Raw genomic sequence first — 17,307 nt, forward strand, 5'->3', positions numbered from 1 at the left:
TTAACCAGATTAAGAAAACTCCTTTGATCATGAATTAATAATTATGGAGTTGAGTTAGTACCTGTCTGAGAGATCTTGGCAGAGAAATAGATAGTACCAACTTCTTGACCCGTTAGGGTATCAAACGTACCACCGATATTCTGACCTGATATGTTAGATGACGCCGGATCTGAGTTATTTGACGTAGTAGACGAAAAGTCGCCTTCATAAGTCAAAGTTTCAGCCAAAGTATCAGATAGAACGACACTAGTGATCTCAGTATTAGAGAAAGTATTCGTAGCCTCTAACTTGTAAAATGCACACTGATCAGCAGTAGCAGTCACGTTAGTCGTTACCCAGTTGCTTATCGATTGTGGATCAGTACCACAAGCTGCCGCTGCTTGGAATTTGAATAAATCAATACCTTGCATGGTTGTCGTTGACTCAGCACTAACATCGACAGGAGCAGGTGTACCATCTACATCACCTTGTGGTAGCACTGTGATGACGATCTCTTCAAATTTACCAATATCGCTGTCCTGATCGTTATTGCTGCCTGAACCATTAGTATCGACAACGACACCGATAGTCACTGACTCATCAGGAGCAAGACCTGCGTTGACTGCGTCATTTAAGTCATATTGCCCACTACCATTCGGTGTTAGTACGACTTCACCAGCATCAAATAAGCCATTGTCATTGGCATCTACAAACACAGTAACTGTATCGATCTCATTGATATCGATAGTTGGTGTCACTGTGAAGAAAACTTCATCTTCCGCGTCGGCTTCGGTTACATCAGTACCAGCATTGGTGATGGTATAAGTGTAAACATTGTCAGCGCTTTGTAGCGCAACTTCTTTGTCGTCGTCATCAGTAATGGTCAATGAACGCGTCTGATTCTTTGGCGTGACAGTAGCATCATCGTTGTTGTCTTCACCAACATCAGGGTTAGCTGGATCTTCGAAGTTATCTTCTGTGGTATTGTTATCATCGCCGTCACCTGAACTATCGGTTAGATCGATGTCACCATCATCATCAACATCGTCAGTGACAACAGCATAGTTGACAAAGTCGCTACCGACTGTTGCATTGTCAGCTGCTCTAGCACGGAAAGTAATCGTAATGGTATCGTTTTGATCGATATTTTGACCAGTCAAGGTAATCGTTCTACCGTCGCTTGAGATATCAGGAGTACCTGTGCCCGTAGTAGTCGGTGCTTGATAATTAGCTTCGCCATCTTGGATAGCAATTAGACCAGCAGGCAAATTATCAGTAATAGTAACGTCAGTACCATCAGCCGTACCTTCGTTTAGCACAGTAATCGTGTAGTCCACATAAGCGTTGGCATTATTCAGATCGATAATCTTGGTACCAAGATTGCTTTGCGCTGACTTCGTAATCGCATAGATAGGCGTCACTGTGATTGCATTATCAGTGTTAGTAGCGACAGCAGGCTGACCAAGATCATCTAGATATTTACTCGTTGAGGTAACTGTCAATATGCCATTGTCACCGATCACACGATCATCATTAGGATCTGTAACCGCGCTGATAACGATATCAGCAGACTGATCTGGATCGAGCTCTATAGTACCGCCATTCGCGACAGTTTCAACGTTACCAACTGGGTTGCCATCAGCATCACGGACTTGATAGGTAATCTCGCTATTGGCAATATCAAAGTCATAGTCATCGTTATCTTCATTTGAGATGTTGATAGTATAAGTATCGGTGACGTTACCGTCATTTGAGAGAGTATGAGTAAATTCAACAGACTCACCTGCCACTGGATTGACATCGATATCTTCGTTTTCATCATCGCCAGGGTTACCATCAGCAACAGTAGCAATCAAACTAAATGCTCCTGTCTCGCTGACAGTGATAGTCACCTCATTCGATTCGGCAGTTTGTTGAGTATTGTTGCCTGTGACATTATATGTCGCTGTAGCGATGTTCTTTACAGCAAAGGCATCGTCCAAGCTATAGGTGACATCATCAGCATTAGCAGTGCCAGCGATACCCATAGCAGCGATGACGCCGACGGTAAGCACTGAGTATTTAAAAGCGTTAGGTTTCATGCGGTAAATCTCCTAAAGGATATAAATGAGTAGTTCAAAACGAACTATTCAACGATGGTGTTCAGTGCCACAGCGGCAGACTTCTTAGCGGGTAGTAATTTAATATTCCAACGTAGAGTACGGTACTCAGAGTATGGAATCTTGACCATCTTGCCATCAACTTTGCGCATAAGCGGCATATCGGCGTAGTTCTTACCATCGATACTTGCCTGAGCGCTAGCGGGCGTTGCCTCACCATTAAATACCATGTTGGCAGGAATGGGCAAAATAACCGCTAAATCGTTGATGTCTTTATTGATAGTATTGGTATAGTTGGCTTTGTACTGAATAACAGTACCAGCGGGCGCTGTGCTTACAGGGGCATAGCTCACTTTGCCGTCAGTATTCTTGATGACTTTATTGGCAGTCAATTCCATTTCTAAAGCATCTTCAGCATAAGCGGTACTTAATAAAGTTGCAGATGCTAACGTTGCTAGTAGAGTTGTACGGAGTAGTTTAGAGATTTTCATATCATAAGCCTTGTTAAATTTACTGCTCATATAACTATATATTGTATTTATTCCTACAATATCTGTGCCATATTGAAAAATCAGGATAGATAGAAATAAGCAAGATAGTATACAAATTTAATAGTGACATTATCATGAATTAGTAACAATTAGTCATCACAAAGAAGATAAGTGGTAGATAGCGATAGTTGAACGGTAATACTGGCAAGTTAATCTACATAATTGAGAGTAATTTCCTTGAATAACAGTCATTTATAGGTCAACTAGTAATAGTTTGAATATACATCAGTTAATTTATAGTAATTACATGTTTTTTATGAAGTGACAAAAATAGACAGTCAAATGCCCAAATATCAGTAGTTTATAGGTAGGTAGTGAGTAAATTGTCACATAATAAAATAAAAGATAAATGTAATTTTTTTTACATATTATACACAAAAATACCCATAAGCACATCTAATACTTATGGGCATCTCTTTGTCCAAAAATAATATTAACGATCTGTTTTAATCTGCACCGAGAACGTCATCGTTGCGGTACCTTGCGGTACTAATGGATCAAGCGTGCTTTTAATAAAGTTCTCATCCGCTGTACGCGCTGCTTGATCTGTAATGATAGTGCCAGTACCTGTACTAGTCGTTGATGCCAGATCATCCCCTCTATAATTAGCAGTCGCTGAGAAGTTAGACGTCGCATCTGAGATGACTAGGTTTTGGATATTAAATCCTCGCTCTGTAGAGGAGGTATTGGTGGCTAAGATTTGATAAATAACACATTGACCAGGCGTAGCTGCCAATGGATCTTCAGAGCTACTAAAAGCGGTATCGGCAGTGCCGTCACACGTGTCATCTATTGCTTGACTCTTGACTAAAGTAACTCCTCTAACAAGAGTTGTATCTGTTACAGAGTCGATATTTGTAGGAGCGCCTTCACCACCAGCAGATAGCTCGACCACTGTAGTCTCTTCACTACCAACAACAGCACTAGTAGATGCCATATTGTATCTAACTTCCACTTTGTCACCTGGGTTTAAACCTGCGCCGCCAGGAAACTGATCGCCAGTGATGGTATAGACACCTCCAGCCTCGGTTGGTGTTACTGAAATGGGCTGGCTAGGTGTACCATTCGCTGGAGTATAAATTAAGAAGAACTCACTAAGCACAGGATTCACAGCGTCATTACTACCATCAGTAATCGTAAGGACTAGTGGGTTAGTACTATTACCTTCAACATTTTGACCCTTGTTGGTGATAATCGTCTGATGCGTGACTTGACCTGCTGTACCTGACGTTGGTGCAATCTCTTTAATCGTCGGATTGCTTAGCTCTAACTCACGTTTGATGGTCGCCAGTGGCTGAGTTGAGTCATTGCCATCATTACCAGTAGCATTGGTACCGTCTGTAAAGTCGGTATCATTGACAGTATAGAAGTCACCAACGTTCTCAACTGAGCTATCAGTACTATCGATTAGCGTATTATCAGTAGCTGCATTATTGTCCAGATCATCAGTAACTTTGACATGGTTCAATGCATTATTGGCTAAAGCAGCATTAGGATCTTTTTTGACCGTAAAGTTGATAGTAATACTACCGTTCACTGGGATGTTTACTCCCGTTAGCTCAAAGCCTTTGTCTGTCTGACTCAATGCGCCTTTAGTCGCGCTACCATCAATAGTTATACTGTTTGTGGTCAAAGCTTGAGCAATGAGTAGGCCCGCTGGTAAATCATCAGTGATAGTGACGTCGGTTGCATCAGCAGAATAGTCAGTCGATGGGTTTTTAATGACAATCTGATACGCCGCAGTGTCATTACTATCGTTTAGATCCAGTGCGTTAGTTACGGTTTTGACAATACTAAAGGTTGGCAACGTAGTCACTGACTTATCAACGTTGGTCAGCGTTTTATTAGCATCAGGCAATAATGAGCTAGTAGCAGTCAGGGTTAGATCTTGTGTATTACCACCTTTATTGCCTAAGGTTTTGGCGTTAATAGTAATGTCAATGTATTGCCCTGCTTCTAGTGGAATGGATTGATTGTTCCAAGTAGACACTGGAACATCTGTACCAGAGTATGCTGGATCAGTAATAGGTGTGCCATCAGCGTTGTAGCCTTGATACGTCACTGTAGAGTTATCTACATCGTACTGAGCGTCGTCACCTGTTTCTACGTTGCTTAGATTTAAAGTATAGGTATCTTTACGGTTACCAGTATTCTCAAGTCTATGTTCGAACGGGATAATACCATTAGGTGACACATCACCGCCATTATTGACATTATCGTTTAAATCACCGTCGTTATTTTGTGCCAGTAATGAAAAAGACAGCTGTTCTGATACTCGAACAATCACTTTATTAGAGACTACCTCTGGCTGCTCGACTCCCGCCACATCGTAACTTGCGACTGCAACGTTTTCGATATCGATAATATTAGTTGTCGTACCAGAAGTGGTATTAGTTGCGACAGCATGAGTAGAAAGACCTAAAGCGGCGGTAACGCCAACAGCGATCAAGCTATGTTTAAAAGGGTTCGGTTTCATAAAAAGATCCTAGCCAAAGTGGGTAAAGGGTTGGGTGATCAAATAATACAAATAGATATTATTTTGCTTAGCTGACGGTCGTATTGAGCGTCATCAGCATAAGCGGCACCGAACAAAACGGTAGAGGTAACCGCTATGAATACTGTGGTACGTAAAACTTTAAAATGTGACATATCAAAATCCTTTATATAACCGTGATGATCAGATTCTCATAGCAAAAAGCTTTCGAGATAAAAGATATGATGAAAACAAAAAGAGATAACGAGCTCTGTGCTAACTCCTGATGATAGTGCTATAGATTTTTTGTTGCTGCATCATTACAAATTGATAATCACAAGTCATTTAAAAGATGATGAATGGACGTTTACAGTCGTTGAATGGTATTACTGTCTATTGAGTTGAGTGAGAAGAGCAGCTACGACTGTGGTCTTAAAGTCTTGGTAAACATACCTGTTTGCAAATGAAGCTATAAAAAAACAGCCTGCCTAATAGAATATTAGGCAGGCTGTCTACAATTAGTAAGAGAGGAATATGAACAGGCTACTGACTCGTGCCGTACTTAGTATTAAAATAAAAATTACGTTTAGATCGTGGTTCTAACACTAAGTTTTTTGTTCGGACGGTACCGTTTTCACCTATAGCAGGACTGCTATTAGCACCACCACCCGTAATATAGTCAGCAGTAGCAAGCGCAGGATTGGCGAGTACCGAAGTTACAAGAGCACCGCCTGTCCCTTTTTTTTGTAAAACATCTTTCATAATGAAGTTATCAATCTTTGTGTTAGCGCGGTTGGTCGCTGTAATCTTGTAGGCAATACATCTGCCAGGTGCAATACCTTCAATCATTGCTGTACTAAATCCTGTGAGGGGAGTAGGCGCGTCATTAATACTGGCATAATCTAAAGTAGCAGGACAATCGTTTATATATTGAGACTTTTTGAGTACTAAAGCTCTATTCGCTGCAATCACTCTGCCGAAGTTATTATTTGGATAGTTATAAGTAGTCGCTGAAAATCCAGTATTGCGACTGTCACTAGTAGTACGAATAGGGTAAGTATTTCCTGTTCTACTCTCAACTAGGCAAAGATTTGTATTACTACCTAAAGTAGTTTTAGGAATACTAATCTGATAAGCACCAGTCGGTGCCTCAGGTTTGAGAACTGATTGGGTTGGATAAGTAGTTCCGTTTGCACAATTTGCCAACCTTACCGTACTTCCGCTAATACCTGACTCTTGAGGAGGATTAAATACGCCATTGAAGTAGTTCGGACGATTGGCGTAGACACCCGTGGTTAGATTGTCTTTAGTCGCGTCAGCTTCGGCATCGATAATACCACCAGCATCGTTAAAAACAATGCCTGAGAAAATGTATTGTGGAACGTAGCAATAGTTGTCTACTCTAAAAAATATTTGCTGATTGGTTGGATTTCTATAACTAGTACGATAATTGGCATTGGAGTAGCGAATTTTTACCGAACTGACGGGTTCTGAAAATTGTACTGAACCTTGACAGTCTACATCTAAATTGGTACCTGGGCACTCAGTGGCAGTGTTAGTATTGATGGTATATAGACCAAGGCCTGGAGTATTTGGTCGAGTATCTGGAAAAGGTCGGATATTTGAGCCTGCTGCCTGTAGAGATTGATAAGATCCGTTTATAGTATCGCCACTGGCAGTTACTCCTGAAAACAATACATAATCATCAAAGGCATTGCTATTATTTAATGCAAAGTCAATGTCAAAAGCACTCATAGCCACATTGGTCAAAAAAATAGGTTGCTCCGTTATACTGTTACGAAAGTCAAGATCAACTGAGGTAACAGAATCTACAGAAGGGAAATTGCGAAAAAGCTGAAATGCGCTATCATTACCTACCGTTGCTACAGCAAAGCTGCCACTAGTAGGAGGACCATTTTTTTCTGAAATCGTCATCTTTATCTGCAAAGGAATAGCGCCCGATGAATTACCAGCGATATTGACATAATCATTGCTATTGACTAGATTGGTATAGTCGCTGGACGTCAGGCTACCTTGAGCAAAGTTGCTATCACAAACCGCGCCAGGGTTAGGAGCAGCTGCATAAGACGACTGACTACTAAAAAATAGAGTCATAAATACAATAGAGACGAGTACTCTAAAGATAGACATACTCGTAAAATATGAATATAGAGAATGATGAGTGTTGTACATATTCTTGTGTCCTATGATCTAACTTTACCGAGTAATAAGCCATCTAGTCAAAACGATACTGCTAATATAACAAGCTATACTAGTCATAGTCGTTACGAAAGACTAACACTATATTATGAAAGGTAGATATAGTAGGACGAAGTGCAAATGAAGTGAAATTTTATATATAAATGGGCACTTTTGGAGATAAAAGCGCCCATTTAGAGTAGAAGTAAAAATTGAGATAAACCGATAACTATCAATTAGTTCGACTGAGTCGTACCGTACTTGGTATTAAAATATAAGGTAGCAGAATTGGGTTGGCTTGCGGTCACAGGCGTAGCTGCTAAACTAAATAAATTGGATAAGATGGTGCCATTGGTATCGTAAGTAACGCTTGGACTAGCAGTTGAAGTCGGAATAAACAACGGCGCTGGGCGCTTGAATACTGAGACCACAGTATCAGATTGTAGCTCGTCACTAATCTGCACTTGCTGAAGTCCGATATGACCACGGTTATAAGCCTGAATGCGATAAGCAATACAATTACCTGGATCGACATCGCTAATAGGGTTGATACTAAAGCCTAGCGTTGGATTCTCACTGCTACCAACACTTTGATAGTTAAGGCCATCATTACATTCATGAACGTACTGAGACTTGATCAGTACTAGAGCAGCATTTTCAGCGCGTACTTCGCCAAAATCTAAATTGCGAGAACCATCGCTCTCAGTTTTATAGTCAAATACACCATTGACTAAGGTAACTTCACGCTTATCTGGCGTGGTATCTACCGTATAATTCCAAGCGCTTGGCTCATTTTGCACCACGCAGACGCGAGTTCTATTGGTAAGCGCGTTGGCGGGTACAGTGAAGTTGTACCTGCCTCTAGTCGCTTGTATATTTGAGACAGGCTGCGGATTGGCTGAGGTAGTTGTGATATTGGTACCATTACAATCAGTTAAACGTATGCTCATGCTCGCATCATAAATGCCAGATTCAGTCGCACTATCAAAGACTGTATTAAAGTAACTGGCATTACTCGTAAAAGTAGAGGATATATTTTGTCTAGTGGTGCTGCTTGCTGTAATGCCGCCATTATCGTTGAAGACGATGCCTGAGAATGTATATTGAGACGGTGTGTTAGTAACGTTACAAGTGATTTCATCACCGTAGCTTACGTTATTTATCGCAAACGTGCGACGCGTACCGGCATTGTTAATTAACATCTCGCCACTGCTAAAGACCACATCCGTACCAGTGGTTGCGTTTGAACAGGTATAAGTGGTTTGGTAGTCAAGTAGATTACCATTGATGATTTGCTCAGAGATCGTATAGTTAACTCCTTCGGTCAGGGTAGTGACTGTGGTTGTGTTGTCAGTGACTACATCATTAGATCCAGTCGTCGTAAAAGCTTCTACAAAGGCATTGTTATCCGTGCGCCGCAATTCAATACGGAACTGATCATCACCGTCCACGCGGCTACCATCTAACAGTTTGTTCACGATAATCTTCGGTGGTGCAAGGCAGAAGAAAAAGTCAGAGTAGCCGATAGTATGTGGGCTATTTCTTTGAGTGAATGAGTTGTTATGTTTCAAGTTGAGTGCAGTGTTGGCGAGTTTATAATTCCAAGCTGCATCAATTGTACATTGTCCAGTACTACAATTGAGACCAGAACGACCTGTCACAACGTTACCAGCCGCGTTTCTAGTATGGAAATTTGCATTAAATGTAAGTTGACCTTGATTGGCAGAGACGTCAACTTGCTCAATATAGGGTACTCGTCCAGTAGTACCAGTAGAATCCAAATCCTGTATCTTGTAACCTACTTTAGTCACAGATCGATTGACACTTACATTCATACTATGATTGGTTTTGACTGCTGGTGAGTCGTGATCAAGGTTGATTGCATTCGTAGTGATGCCATTCAAAGAACCATAAAATGGTGGTACATCAAAGAAGTTATTTAGGTCTAACAGAATGGGGAAGTTGATTACAAATTCTTTATTACCTGAGGCTTCTGTGAACGTAAACGTTCTTGTAGTATTGCCAGCAGTCCAATTAAGCGCTTGAGAGGTAACCGGAAAGTTTTGAGTAGAGGCAGGCGGGGTAGCACCGATATAATACATCTTGTGATTGAATGGACAGGCTGCAACGGCAGAAGTTTCATTAGATACAAAGTTAGCCTGAGCCGAGCTTATACTCAGTCCTATAAATAACAGCATGACACTAAGTAGATTAATTAATCGCAAATCTTTCCGCTCGTAGTCTAGACGCATCATAGTCCCTTAAAATCGACTTTAATTTGTAAGAATGATTGTTATTCATCATAGAGTGAATTGTGATTACTTAATACTATTAAATGAAAACATATAATCTTTTATTAATAAGACGGCGTATTCATTACAACGATTTGTTTATTAATAATCAAAGACCAGTATTAGGTATCATATACTAAGCCTAAAGTTATCAATATTCACCTAATTACTATTCATTATTTCTTTGCTAAATACCTGTCGATTTGTCATTTCTTTAAAGCCATAAACAATCTAGCATTATGTGCCTATAATAGATAGATATAGTCTCCTAACTATTGAATAGTTTTCACAAGTTATTTAACAGTAACTGATACGACCATTTTATTCTAACGATAATCTGTCAGAAGACAGACAAGACCTAAAAAGGATTGACCAAGATGAATTATTACAAGGATGCCGATAGCACCGAAACACAGGAATGGCTAGATGCTTTTGAATCAGTGATTAAGCATGCCGACAAGGATCGTGCCCAGTTTTTATTAAAAGCGCTCTATAACATGTCGGTACAAGAGGGCTTGCCATTTAACCGTTTGGACACCGCTTATATCAATAGTATCGCAGTCGAAGACGAGCCGATGTACCCCGGTGATTTGGGCATAGAGCGTAAGATTCGGGCGCTCATTCGCTACAACGCGCTGGCTATGGTGATGCGCGCGAATAAGAACGATGATGATTTGGGTGGTCACTTAGCGACATTCGCTTCTAGCGCTACGCTGTATGAGACAGGTTTTAATCACTTCTTCCGTGCCGCTAATGATCACTTCGGTGGTGATATGATCTATTATCAAGGTCACTCCGCGCCCGGTATCTACGCGCGCTCATATTTAGAAGGGCGTTTGAGTGAGGATCAACTAGAGAATTTTCGCCGCGAAGTTGGCGGCAAAGGCTTGTCGAGCTATCCGCATCCTTATTTGATGCCTGATTATTGGCAGTTCCCAACGGTGTCTATGGGTCTGGGCCCCATCATGTCGATTTATCATGCGCATGTGCACCGCTATATGGAAAACCGCGGCTTACTTGAGTTTGAAGGCCGCAAGATTTGGACTTTCTTAGGGGATGGCGAGACTGATGAGCCAGAGAGCTTGGGAGCCATCTCTCTTGCTGGCCGCGAGAAGCTTGATAACCTCATTTGGGTCATCAACTGTAATCTGCAGCGTCTCGATGGCCCAGTACGTGGTAACGGCAAGATCATTCAAGAGCTAGAGTCGGTATTTCGCGGCGCCGGTTGGCACGTTATCAAGGTTATTTGGGGCGGTCAGTGGGATAATCTACTCGACAAAGATGACACTGGTGTACTCAAGCACCGTATGGAAGAAGTGGTCGATGGCGAATATCAGCTCTATGAGGCACGCGATCCTAGCTTTGTGCGTAAAGAGTTCTTTGGCAAATATCCTGAGCTTGAAGAGATGGCCAATGAATTATCTGATAAGGATATCTCCCGCTTGAATCGCGGCGGTCACGATCCGGTGAAAGTCTACGCCGCCTTCAGTGAGGCGATGAAGACCAAAGGTCAGCCAACCGTTGTACTAGTAAAAACAGTCAAAGGCTATGGTTTATCGACGCAAGCGCAAGCGGTCAATAAATCGCATCAGATCAAAAAGCTCGATCATGAGTCGTTGATGTATTTCCGTGATCGTTTTGATTTGCCGTTTACGGATGAGCAATTAGAGACGCTGCCTTTTTATCGTCCAGAAGAGGATTCTGCGGAGATGAAGTATCTAAAAGGTCGCCGTGAAGCGCTAGGCGGACATCTGCCTAACCGCCGTAGTGGTCATATCCCGCTTAATATTCCGGATTTGTCTATCTTTGATCGCGTGCTTAAGGGTAGTAAAGGTAAAGAGCAATCAACGACGATGGTGTTTGTGCGTCTGCTATCGGCGATGCTAAAGGACAAAGATATCCAAGACCGCGTCGTGCCTATCGTTCCTGATGAAGCGCGTACCTTTGGTTTAGAAGGCATGTTCCGTCAGTTAGGGATTTATTCTGCTTCTGGACAAAAATACACGCCAGAGGATAGCGAAGCGCTGATGGGTTATAAAGAAGCTATCGATGGTCATATGTTAGAGGAAGGCATCAACGAAGCAGGTGCAATGAGTACTTGGATTGCGCTGGCGACCAGCTATTCAGTCAATGCGCTGCCGATGATTCCGCTATATATTTACTACTCAATGTTTGGTTTCCAGCGTGTCGGCGATCTGGCTTGGGCAGCAGGCGACTGTCAAGCGCAAGGCTTCTTATTAGGCGCCACCGCAGGCCGTACCACCCTAAATGGTGAGGGCTTACAGCATCAAGATGGCCATTCGCAGATTTTATTTGGCGTTGTGCCCAACTGCGTGAGCTATGACCCGTGCTTTGGTTATGAGCTAGCCGTCATTATGCATGATGGTCTGCGCCGGATGTATGGCGAGGGTGAGCGCGTCTATTATTACTTAACGCTGATGAACGAAAACTATGAGCAGCCAGCGATGCCAGAAGGCGTAGAGGAAGGCATCAAGCGCGGCATGTACTTGCTTGAAGATAATGGCTCAAGCCAAGTGCAGCTATTAGGCTCAGGGGTCATTTTGCGCGAAGTACAAAAAGCGGCGCAAATCCTCAACGATGAGTTCAATATTACCGCAAACGTCTGGAGCGTGACCAGCTTCAATGAGCTGACTCGTGATGGTATGGCTTGTGATGACTACAACCGCTTGCATCCTATGCAAGAGGAAGAGGTCGTGCCTTGGGTCACAGAGCAATTAGCGCCGCATGAAGGTATCGTCGTGGCTGCCACAGATTATATGCGGAATTACTCTGAGCAAATTCGAGCATGGCTACCAGATAATCGCCCGTATATCACTTTAGGTACCGATGGCTATGGTCGTTCAGATACTCGTGAGCAGCTGCGTAGCTTCTTTAACGTTGATGCCGCTCATATCGTGGTGGCGACGCTCAAGCGCTTAGCAGACGAGGGCGAGGTTGAGATGCGCTTAGTCAAAGATGCGATCTCAAGCTTCGGCATCGAAGTCGATCAGCCGCCTGCTTGGCAGCAGCAGCCCCATTATGACCATTTCCCAGACGCTCCAGCACCTGATAACGTCAATCCAAATCCTGTTCCTGATTTTGTCGGTGAAGATGATGATGAAATCTCTAGCGAAGGCCGCGCCGAAGATCAAGCCGACGCCGAATTGCTAAATGATGATGACATCAAAGAATAGCCCACAATTACGTGACGATATAATAAGGAGAAACTAGGATGGATATTAAAGCCCCCGATTTAGGTGTCGAGAGCGCCGAAGTCAGTGAGATCATGGTAGCGGTCGGTGATGTCATTGCTAAAGACGACAATATCATTTTATTAGAGTCTGACAAGGCATCAGTGGAAGTACCAAGCTCTGCTGCTGGTAAAGTCAGCAAAATCAACGTTGAGGTTGGTGACCAAGTGAGCGAAGGCATGGTGCTGATCGAGGTCGATAGCGATGCCGATAGCGGCGCAGATGATGAGTCTGATGATAGCTCTAAAAATGAGCAAAAACAGCCTGAAGCGGATACAGAAAATAGTAAATCTACAGAAGCAGCTGCTACAAATAACGATAAAGCAGAGCAGACAAAGGATAAGTCTGATACTTCTGAGCCTGAAGAGAGTACTGGTCGTGCAACGACTCACGCGTTGCCAGACTTAGGCGTCGAAGAAGCGCAAGTGGCGGAGATTATGGTCAGCGTGGGTGATAAGGTCACCGCCGATGACTCTATATTGCTCATCGAGTCTGATAAAGCGTCGGTGGAAGTGCCCGCACCCGAGACCGGTACTATTGAGAAAATCCTCGTGCAAGCAGGTGACATGGTCGCCAATGGCCAAGACTTTATCGTGATTGTTGGCAGTAGTGCAGATAACACCAATAGTTCAGATAGTTCGACTGCTGATAATCAAACGTCTAAAAAGGACTCAGAAGCTAAGCAATCAGCAAACGAGAGTATATCCTCAAAGCAGCAGACAACGGGCGAGCCCAAACAAGCTGCAGCGCCATCGGCAAGTAAGTCGACTACTACTGATAGTCAGACTAAAAGCTCTGGCGATAAACTTACCGAAGCGCAAGTGAATGAGAAGTTCACGGAGGTGTATGCCGGTCCCGCCGTACGTAAGCTGGCGCGTCAATTGGGCGTAGATATCACCCAAGTATCCGGCTCAGCGCTCAATGATCGTATCTTAAAAGAAGATCTATTTGCTCATGTCAAAGAAAGCTTAAGCAAACAAAAAGCTGCGACGACTAGCGGTAGTGTAGAGCGTGGCAGCTTACCAAGCTTGCCAGATATGAGTAATAAAGAGATTTGGGGCGAGACTGAAATAGAAGACTTAAGTCGTCTACAAAAGGTCTCGATTCCGCAGCTCAATTACAATACTTACTTGCCGCAAGTCACACAGTTTGATTTGTCCGATATCACCGAGACTGAAAAACTGCGTAGTGAGCTCAAAGGCGGTATGAAAGCTGAAGGTATTGGCTTTACTATCCTAGCCTTTGTGGTAAAAGCAACTGCTCATGCCTTGACGCAGCATCCACGCTTTAACAGTCATTTGAGCGATGACAATACTCAGATTATCGTACGCAAAAGCGTCAACATGGGTATCGCGGTGGCAACCGATGACGGGCTTATTGTGCCAGTGATAAAAAACGTTCAAAACAAAGGTCTCAAACAAATCGCTATCGAGATTGGCGAGCTGGCAGGTAAGGCTCGTGATAAGAAGCTTGGCGCTAAAGACTTGCAAGGCGCGAGCTTTACGATTTCGAGCCAAGGGAACTTAGGCGGTACGGCATTTACGCCGCTGGTCAACTGGCCACAAGTCGGTATCTTAGGGGTGTCTGAAGCCAGTATGCAGCCGCGCTGGAATGAGAGTAAGCAGACTTTTGAGCCGCGTCTGATGTTACCGTTATCTTTATCGTATGATCACCGAGTGATCAATGGTGCTGATGCCGCGGTATTTACTCGCTACATTACGACTTTGTTAGCGGATCCGCGCCGTATTTTATTATAGATAGCTTCTATCTAATATTTACCATTAATGTTATCAAAAGATCGTCTAAGGACGGTCTTTTTTATACTTGTTGTGCCCGTCGTTTTTAATATAGGATTTGGATAACCGTTTATCTAAATGCAAAACCCAAAAAAGCCAGCAAGTAAGCTGGCTTTTTCTAGCGTCTGTGATAAGACCTATTAGCGATATTAGAACTGTTTAACAAAAGCAATGCCATAAACCCAAGGGCTGATGTCTACTTCGCCGATGTCAGTACCGTCAAGCTTGGCATCAGTTTTGATATCCATGTAGCGCGCATCGATACGGAAGGCTTCTGTTGGTGCAAATGGGATGTCAAGACCGATATGACCGGCAACGCCTACGCTGTCGTCAAGCTCTAAGTCGCCGTCGCCAAGAGCAACCTTTTCTTCAAAGAAAGTGGTGTAGTTCACGCCTACGCCTACAAATGGCTTAAGGTTCATTGGCATATTATAGCCATCGAAGTGATACTGCAGTGATAGCGTAGGTGGTAGGTGCTGGGTTTTACCGTCAACTGTGTCGCCGTTTGCATCGGTCAAAGTGATGTCATGATGAAACGGAATAGCGGCTAGTAGCTCAATACCAACGTTATTGGCGATAAAGTACTCACCACTGATCGTCGGACGGATATCATCATCAACTTCAACAGAAAAAGCACCGTCAGCCAAAGTACCATTGTCGCTTTTTGGGTCAACCATATGAGCACCGGCAGCGATACTCCAAGTACCAGCAGGTACGGCAAAGGCGGAAGTCATAGTCAGGGCAGTAGCAGCAGCTAAAACTAGGGATTGTAGTTTCATCATCTGATCCTTAATGTAATAAGTGACTATCAGCGAATTACTAGTGAGGGATGACACCAGTTCTGATATCCTATGTTACAGTGATAAGATAAAGTGTTTATCTTGTGTTTATTATACTATAAAAACCTTACAAAGAGTAGTGAATTAAAATATAACAGTAAGGTTTTTATATTATAGATGAGTCCCTAAAGAATTTAGATGAATATTAAAGCTACGAAGAGAATGGATATAAAATATAATAGCGCTTTGTGATAAGGAGGGAGAGATGACAGGTTATTGTAGTAATTCGCCGCTTCGTTGTAGCAAAGCGATGTCAATGACAATCTTAAGTGAGACAAGTAATAGTTGCCCTCAGTGTGGTCTCGCTTTAATATCTGATACTAGCAATAGCAGCTCAGTTATAGAACAGCGCGCGCTACAACTAGGGTTGGTCGTCTTTATCCTTTTGCTGTTAGCGCTCATTTACATTTATTATGAAATATTAATCTAAAAGAGTTTTCTTTATAAGTAATGAACGATTCCGTGTGCTAAATCAGTTTTGATATAGTCGAACCACTATTAAAGTGTTACAGCGTTAGACTCGTTTAGCCTACTACTGTAGTACTTGCACTCGTCTGCCTTGTACCACTTTTAATATTGATTGACTATAAGCACTGTAAGTTTAATAAGCCTTAGAATTTTGATAAACCCTAGAATTTTGATAAACATTGAAAGCTTATCAATCAGTGTAAACAGATCTTTTAAGCTTTGGGCTTTTAATGAAGTTAGTCACTATTTGCCATAAATTTCATTTTACTACATACCAGCTATGTGCTTAGAGTGGTAAACTTTAAACCTCGTAACGTCTTCTCTGTATTTAACTGTTTTAACTATTTTAACTATCGCTCTTGTTAAAAGGATCAGCATGGCCTTTCACCCCATCAGGCAAACTCGGCTCTTCGTCTATAATATTTTGCAAAACGATGAACATGACACGCTAGTTAGCCGTAGTGTTGATTACTTCCTAATTTTCTTAATCATGGCTAACGTCACAGCGGTGATTGCTGAGTCTGTTGACCAGTGGTATTACCCTTATCAAGAGTATTTTACGTTATTTGAAAACTTCTCAATCGTGGTGTTTTCGTTAGAGTATTTACTGCGGTTATGGAGCGTGGCCGAGGCAAAACCTGATAATACCACTTGGCGGCAACGCTGGGAGTGGCTAAAGAGTCCCTCAGCCTTGATCGACTTGATCGCGATTGCGCCAGCTTTCTTAAACTTCTTTGTGACTATCGATCTGCGCTTCTTGCGGATACTGCGCTTATTCCGTATTTTGAAGCTTACCCGCTATTTTGCTTCAATGCGTATTTTACTGGTGGTCATCAGTAAGGAAAAAGGCTCGTTCCAAGCAGTCATTTTTATCTTAATCATTATGATAGTGACAGCGTCTAGTGGTATCTACTTAGTGGAGAATCACGCCCAGCCAGAAGAGTTTGAGTCGATACCTAAAGCGATGTGGTGGGCGGTGGTGACTTTAACAACGGTTGGTTACGGGGATGTCATACCGATTACCAACGCTGGTAAAATATTAGGCGCGATTATTACCATCTTAGGGGTAGGCTTGGCGGCGCTACCCGCGGGTATTTTGGCCACAGGCCTTGCTAATGAGCTGGCGCAGCGCCGTGATGAGCTAGAACAAGACTTTCGTGAGCAGCTGATTGAAAGTGATTTTGATCTGGTGCAAAATCAGGCGATGATCGACAAAATCCGCCGCGAGCTGGGGCTGGATCGCGAGCAGGCGCAAGATATTGTGCTACAAGTGCTGCGTGAGCAGGAGCTTGAGCGCCGCGAAAAAGAAGTCTCTAAAGCAAAAAACTTCTGCCCGCACTGCGGAGAGGCACTACGCTAAC

General features: G+C 42.9%; 9 protein-coding genes. 3 read left to right on the plus strand and 6 right to left on the minus strand.

Going from position 1 to position 17,307, the window contains the following annotated elements; translation table 11 throughout:
* Window positions 1–41 precede the first annotated feature (41 nt).
* The 5 genes from JMY03_RS07110 to JMY03_RS07130 all read right to left on the minus strand — a co-directional run bounded on the left by JMY03_RS07110 (window position 42) and on the right by JMY03_RS07130 (window position 9,526).
* Complete coding sequence (locus JMY03_RS07110; RefSeq protein WP_201602471.1) at window positions 42–2,060, minus strand: DUF11 domain-containing protein; 2,019 nt, start codon at window positions 2,058–2,060, stop codon at window positions 42–44.
* A 44-nt stretch (window positions 2,061–2,104) separates the two neighbouring features.
* Window positions 2,105–2,569, minus strand: a complete 465-nt coding sequence (locus JMY03_RS07115) for a hypothetical protein (protein WP_201602474.1) — start codon at window positions 2,567–2,569, stop codon at window positions 2,105–2,107.
* 493 nt (window positions 2,570–3,062) lie between these two features.
* Window positions 3,063–5,105, minus strand: a complete 2,043-nt coding sequence (locus JMY03_RS07120; protein ID WP_201602477.1) for a hypothetical protein — start codon at window positions 5,103–5,105, stop codon at window positions 3,063–3,065.
* A gap of 540 nt (window positions 5,106–5,645) precedes the next feature.
* On the minus strand, window positions 5,646–7,253 hold the full coding sequence (locus tag JMY03_RS07125; RefSeq protein WP_227675540.1) for a hypothetical protein: 1,608 nt from the start codon (window positions 7,251–7,253) through the stop codon (window positions 5,646–5,648).
* Window positions 7,254–7,537: 284 nt separating this feature from the next.
* Window positions 7,538–9,526 carry a hypothetical protein gene (locus JMY03_RS07130; RefSeq protein ID WP_201602482.1) on the minus strand — a complete coding sequence of 663 codons (1,989 nt, stop codon included), beginning with the start codon at window positions 9,524–9,526 and terminating at the stop codon, window positions 7,538–7,540.
* Between the two features lie 443 nt (window positions 9,527–9,969).
* Between JMY03_RS07130 and aceE the strand changes: the two genes are divergently transcribed.
* The gene (gene aceE, locus JMY03_RS07135) at window positions 9,970–12,786 is read left to right on the plus strand and encodes a pyruvate dehydrogenase (acetyl-transferring), homodimeric type (protein ID WP_201602484.1); all 2,817 of its coding nucleotides are present in this window, start codon (window positions 9,970–9,972) and stop codon (window positions 12,784–12,786) included.
* A gap of 38 nt (window positions 12,787–12,824) precedes the next feature.
* Entirely contained in the window at window positions 12,825–14,600 is a 1,776-nt protein-coding gene (locus tag JMY03_RS07140; protein ID WP_201602486.1) for a 2-oxo acid dehydrogenase subunit E2, read from the plus strand.
* A 188-nt stretch (window positions 14,601–14,788) separates the two neighbouring features.
* Here JMY03_RS07140 and JMY03_RS07145 read toward each other — a convergent pair whose 3' ends face one another.
* Window positions 14,789–15,418 carry an OmpW/AlkL family protein gene (locus tag JMY03_RS07145; RefSeq protein WP_201602488.1) on the minus strand — a complete coding sequence of 210 codons (630 nt, stop codon included), beginning with the start codon at window positions 15,416–15,418 and terminating at the stop codon, window positions 14,789–14,791.
* Window positions 15,419–16,322: 904 nt separating this feature from the next.
* Here JMY03_RS07145 and JMY03_RS07150 point away from each other — a divergent pair.
* Complete coding sequence (locus JMY03_RS07150) at window positions 16,323–17,306, plus strand: ion transporter (protein ID WP_201602490.1); 984 nt, start codon at window positions 16,323–16,325, stop codon at window positions 17,304–17,306.
* Window position 17,307 lies beyond the last annotated feature (1 nt).

The sequence above is a fragment of the Psychrobacter submarinus genome, assembly GCF_904846685.1.
Classification (GTDB): Bacteria; Pseudomonadota; Gammaproteobacteria; order Pseudomonadales; family Moraxellaceae; genus Psychrobacter; species Psychrobacter submarinus.

Excerpts from the sequence above, each read along its gene's own strand:
- JMY03_RS07125 (WP_227675540.1), bottom strand. The coding sequence starts at position 7,253 with ATGTCTATCTTTAGAGTACTCGTCTCTATTGTATTTATGACTCTATTT.
- JMY03_RS07140 (WP_201602486.1), top strand. The coding sequence starts at position 12,825 with ATGGATATTAAAGCCCCCGATTTAGGTGTCGAGAGCGCCGAAGTCAGT.
- JMY03_RS07110 (WP_201602471.1), bottom strand. The coding sequence starts at position 2,060 with ATGAAACCTAACGCTTTTAAATACTCAGTGCTTACCGTCGGCGTCATC.
- JMY03_RS07120 (WP_201602477.1), bottom strand. The coding sequence starts at position 5,105 with ATGAAACCGAACCCTTTTAAACATAGCTTGATCGCTGTTGGCGTTACC.
- JMY03_RS07115 (WP_201602474.1), bottom strand. The coding sequence starts at position 2,569 with ATGAAAATCTCTAAACTACTCCGTACAACTCTACTAGCAACGTTAGCA.
- JMY03_RS07150 (WP_201602490.1), top strand. The coding sequence starts at position 16,323 with ATGGCCTTTCACCCCATCAGGCAAACTCGGCTCTTCGTCTATAATATT.
- JMY03_RS07145 (WP_201602488.1), bottom strand. The coding sequence starts at position 15,418 with ATGAAACTACAATCCCTAGTTTTAGCTGCTGCTACTGCCCTGACTATG.
- aceE (WP_201602484.1), top strand. The coding sequence starts at position 9,970 with ATGAATTATTACAAGGATGCCGATAGCACCGAAACACAGGAATGGCTA.